At 69.1% G+C, this 4,477-nt stretch carries 4 protein-coding genes and 1 pseudogene; 1 reads left to right on the top strand and 4 read right to left on the bottom strand.

The genetic code is table 11. From position 1 onward, the window contains the following. The coding region (locus ACYVJJ_RS15065) for a HAMP domain-containing protein (RefSeq protein ID WP_460834855.1) at positions 1-1,799 on the bottom strand (1,799 nt) is incomplete at its 3' end. A 339-nt stretch (positions 1,800-2,138) separates the two neighbouring features. Here ACYVJJ_RS15065 and ACYVJJ_RS15060 point away from each other — a divergent pair. Continuing rightward, a complete protein-coding gene (locus ACYVJJ_RS15060) occupies positions 2,139-2,444 on the top strand; it encodes an energy transducer TonB (RefSeq protein ID WP_460834853.1) in 306 nt (101 codons plus the stop codon). Positions 2,445-2,616: 172 nt separating this feature from the next. On the opposite strand, the gene ACYVJJ_RS15055 is transcribed toward ACYVJJ_RS15060, so the two are convergent. From ACYVJJ_RS15055 to ACYVJJ_RS15045, 3 genes and pseudogenes are all read right to left on the bottom strand, one after another. Beyond that, entirely contained in the window at positions 2,617-3,477 is an 861-nt protein-coding gene (locus ACYVJJ_RS15055) for a YsnF/AvaK domain-containing protein (RefSeq protein WP_460834851.1), read from the bottom strand. A gap of 32 nt (positions 3,478-3,509) precedes the next feature. Then, a complete protein-coding gene (locus ACYVJJ_RS15050; RefSeq protein WP_460834849.1) occupies positions 3,510-3,917 on the bottom strand; it encodes a YsnF/AvaK domain-containing protein in 408 nt (135 codons plus the stop codon). Positions 3,918-4,201: 284 nt separating this feature from the next. Beyond that, positions 4,202-4,477: pseudogene (locus ACYVJJ_RS15045) on the bottom strand (methyl-accepting chemotaxis protein); the annotation flags it as partial.

Genomic DNA, 4,477 nt, shown 5'->3' with positions numbered 1-4,477 from the left:
GCGATCTCACCGGCCGCCGTGTTGATCAGCTGGCTGCCCATGCGGATCTGGCCGACGATGCCCGACAGCTGGTGCACGGTGCGGTTCGCATTGCGCGCGAGCTCGCCGAACTGGCCGGGCAGGGCCTCGTCCGCCGTCTGCGTGAGGTCGCCATCCGACACCGCCGCCAGGAGCGAGCCGACGTCCGACAGGCCCTGGTCCGCGCTCTCCATCAGCGTGTTGAGGTTGGCCACCATCTCGCGGTAGATGAACTCGTAGGCCTCGGCATTGCCGCGCTGCGAGAAATCACCGGCCTTGGCCGCGTCGACCAGCGTGCGGATCTCGTTCGTGACCTGCAGCATGCCGGCCTTCACCGCGTCCATCGCCTCGGTGATGCGCGCCTTCTGGCCCGGGTAGCGCTCGATGTCCTGCGAAAGGTCACCGCGCGCGTACTGCGAGACGATCTCGATCACCTTCATCTTGACGGCGATGTGGGAGGCCACGAGCTTGTTGAGGTCGTCCGCCATCACGCCGTACGAACCGGAGAACTGGTCGGCGTCGATGCGGTAGTCGATGTTGCCGGCCTGGTGCTCGGTGTACATGTCCTGCTGGGCACGTGCGACGCCGCGCAGCGTCGTGACCGCCTTCTCGATGCCGTCGCCGATCACGCGCAGCTCGTCGCGGCTGTTCACCTTGACGGTATCCGGGAACTGGCCGGCCGCGAGCAGCTCGGCCGCGTTCTTGATCTCGTTGAGCGCGGTGCGCGTGCTCCGGCTGAAGCCCAGGAACAGATAGGCCGAGAGCGAGAGGGCGAACGCGACGATCAGCAGGACGGTGATCGCGCGCGTGCGCAGCGCCGAGACTTCAGCCTCGGCGGCCGCGACGAACGCCTCGTCCATCTGCTCGATCGCCTCGCCGATCGCGGCGCGCGTGGCTTCGGCACGAGCGGCCATCGCGGGGATCTGCATCTCGATGACTTCGGCATCGAGGATGTTCGTCTGGACGACCGCCTTCTGGTCGTTGATCGCCTTGATCGCCTTGGCCATCGGGCCCTGCACCTGCTTGGCGATGTCGGGGGACGTCTTGGCGAGCTGCGTCATCTCGAGCTGGATGCGATCCAGCAGGAAGCTCTCCATCGTCTCGGCGGAGGCGATCGCGGCGCGATCCTCGGCCCAGACGGAGCCTTCGCCGATGATCTTGGTGCCGGTCACGCTGTGGCGCGAGCCGTACTCGCTCAGCAGCGGGAGCCACTCGGTCAGCGCACGGCCGGTGTAGAACATCGCCGGGTCGTTCGTCAGTCCCAGGCCGGTCACCTGCTCGATCGCCTTCACCAGCAGGCGCGACTGCCGCAGCGCCTCGTTGTGCGAGTCGACGACCACGTCCACGTCGGTGGCGGACTTGGCCTTCGCCCATGCCGCGCGCGCGGCGGCGATCGGCTTGTCCAGGTCCTTCGAGTCGAGCGCTTCGGCCTGCCAGCTCTCGACCGCCTTGAAGGCGGCTTCGGCGCGCGCCTCCGAGTCCTCGATCGCGCCGGGCTTCAGCGCCACCTTGTAGTTCGCGCGCACGCGCAGGCCACGATGCTGCTGCATCGCGAGCATGCCGTCATGCATCGTTTCCAGCGGCGCCGCAGCGGAAGCGGCGAGCTGCGCTTCCGACATTTCGGTGTGGCTGTTGACCGCGATCAGCCCGGCGAGCACGCCGCAGGTGACCACGAAGGTCGAGCCGATGACGATCGCCTTCTGCGTGAAGCGGAAGCGGCTCATCAGGCGCGTGGCCGGAGCGAGCATCCGGTCGGCCAGGGAGGAATTGTTGGATCGCATGACAGCCTCGGGCGAAGACCCTTCGTGGGTCGACTGCGTGTGTCATCGGCGTTTCCGGGCCGAACTTTAGGGATCGATGCGAGCCGCCGCACGAAGCGCGATGCAGGTCGGGCGACGCGCGGTCCCGGGTCGCCGCCCCGTCGTCGATGCCTGGTCCACGCGGCCTGCGGGACGGACCGCGGCCCCAGCTGGCGCTCGCCGGGATTCTGGGACGGCGGTCGACATTGGCGACATCGGCCGGCCGGCATGGCCGCCGTGCGCTAAAGAAGCCGCCGCCCGGGCCGATGCTGGCTTCACGGCGCCCTGGAGCGTCGCGTCATCGCTATCAGGAGAGACCCCATGAGCCGTTCCTGCGTGTTCGCCATCGCCCTGGCGCTCGGCGCCGCCACGCCCGCCTTCGCTGCCGACCTGAAGCCGGTCAAGCGCGTGGAGCCGCAGTACCCGGCCGAAGCCGCGCGCAACGGCACCACCGGCTATGTCGACGTCGAGTTCGAAGTCGACGAGACCGGCAAGGTCAGCAAGGTCTCGGTCGTCGGCGCGAAGCCGACGCGCACGTTCGAGAAGGCCGCCGTCGGCGCCGTCAAGCAGTGGCTCTTCGCCCCGGGCGGCGGCAAGGGCAAGGTGCGCCTGAACTTCTCGATGTGAGTCGAGTGCGTCCTAACGTGCGTCCGCCGGGCGGATGCACGGGATGTTTGTTCCCGAGGGCCGCGCGAGCGGCCCTTCGGCTGTCCGGGCACGCCTTTCCACGCGGCGTGCAGAGAAAAAACCGCCGCGTACGCGGCGGTTTTTCCCTGAAGTAGATCTGCTCCGAATCGGATCAGCGACGCGGCTGGCTGTTCAGCGAGCCGTCCGGGCGGCGCGTTGCGTTCTGAGCGGCGAGCTGCTCGACGTCGACGTCCGTGCGGCGCACGCTGTCCTCGATGGTCTCCGTATGGCCGGTGACCTCCTTGCCCACACGCACTTCCTCGACCACGCGCGCGGTCTTGCCCACCACCGCCTGCTCGGCGCGCTCGTGGATCTCGAGCTCGCGATCCTGCATCGACAGCGCGTCGATCTCGCCCGGCGCGGCGGCGCGGTTCACCGGACGGCGCTCGACGATCGCATGCTCCTCGCAGAGCTGGATCTGCTCGTGCACCGGGCGCTCGGTGACGTGCTGGCGGATCCGCACGCCGCCGGTCTCGACGGTGCGCTTGCCGACCTGGAGCTCTTCCTCCATCACCTGCAGCGTCTCGCCGGCATTGGCCGAGCGCGCCGCGGTATCGGTGCGCGACGACGTATCGGTGCGCGCCTGCTGCGACTGCAGCCCCGCGGTGCCCACGCTCTGCGCGTTGCCACGCTCGTTGATCTGGTCCGCACCGGCCTTCGCCATCAGCGTCTCGACGCGGCGCGCGTCGTCACCGTCCTGCACCACGACCGAGAGGAGCGCGGAGCCCCCCTGCAGCGCCTGCGAGTATTCCTGCGTCTGCGAGTCGTCGTCGCCCAGGCCGAACAGGCGGGAGAAGAAGCCGCCGCGGTTCTCGCTGCCGCCGCCCGACGCCATCGAGGTGGACCGCGACATCAGCGACGAGTTGTCCGTCACGTGGACCGAGTTGCTCGCCAGGCCTTCGCGCAGAAGGTACTCACGGGCGCGTTCGGCCTCGTTCACGGAATCGAAAATGCCGACCAGAGTGGTGGCCATGGGGATCCTCCTTCGAGGTGTGGGGGAGTGGTTCAGTAGCGCGGCACGGGCCCGTCGGTCGGGGCCGGCGGTGCGCGCGAGACATCGACGTCCTGCCGCCGCAGCGTGACCTCGTGGGTCTCGACGGTGCGGTGCACGGCACGGCGGATATGCAGCTCTTCCTTCAGCACGAGGCGGCGGGTGACGACGAACTCCTCCTCGTGGACCGGCACGATCGTGACGTCGCCATCCTGGCGGACCTCGACCGGCGCATCGACCGGCCGGCCGATCGCGACGCGCTCGACGGTGAACTCTTCGCGGCTCAGCGGCAGCTCGACGACTTCCTGTCGCTCGCTGACGTGCGTGTGGATGCGAAGGCGGCCGGTCTCGACGAGTTCCTTCGCGATGTCCACCTCTTCCTGGACCACCGGGATGCGAAGGTCGGTACTGCGTTCGTGCATGTGCTGCGCCCTGTGCCGATGCGATGCCGCGTATGCGGAAGCGGACGTGCATCAGACCTGCAGGGGCGTTAGCGAGCGGCGAAAATCCGGGACGTCGCCGGCGGTGCATTGGCGATCGTTCACCGCAATGCAGGGCGTGCGACAGCGGCTGGGGGCCGGTATGCGTGCAGGTGGATCGGGGCGTGGCGCTGTGTCGTTGCGCGGTAGCGCCACGTCATCGGCTAGATCGCGCATCCGTCGGCGCCCGGTGCGGATGCGGACGCGCGACGCGGCGCAGTCGTCGCTCAGAACTCGTGCCAGTGCGGCTCGCTGATGGCGGCGCTGCCGCGGGTGCGATGCGCGAGCGGACGCGGCGCCACGCCCGTGCTGTGGGGGACGAGCCGGACATGGGGCGCAGGCGCCGGTGCCACCACCGCGGCCGCTTCTGCGAGCCTGAAGACGGCCACGGTCTCCACCAGCTGCACGGCCTGCTGCTCGAGCGAACGCGCGGCGGCGGAGGCTTCCTCCACCAGCGTGGCGTTCTGCTGGGTGGACTCGTCCATCTGCAGCACCGCCTGGTT

It is taken from the genome of Lysobacter humi (ex Lee et al. 2017), from assembly GCF_054781815.1.
This window is presented reverse-complemented; position numbering and strand designations above follow the sequence as displayed.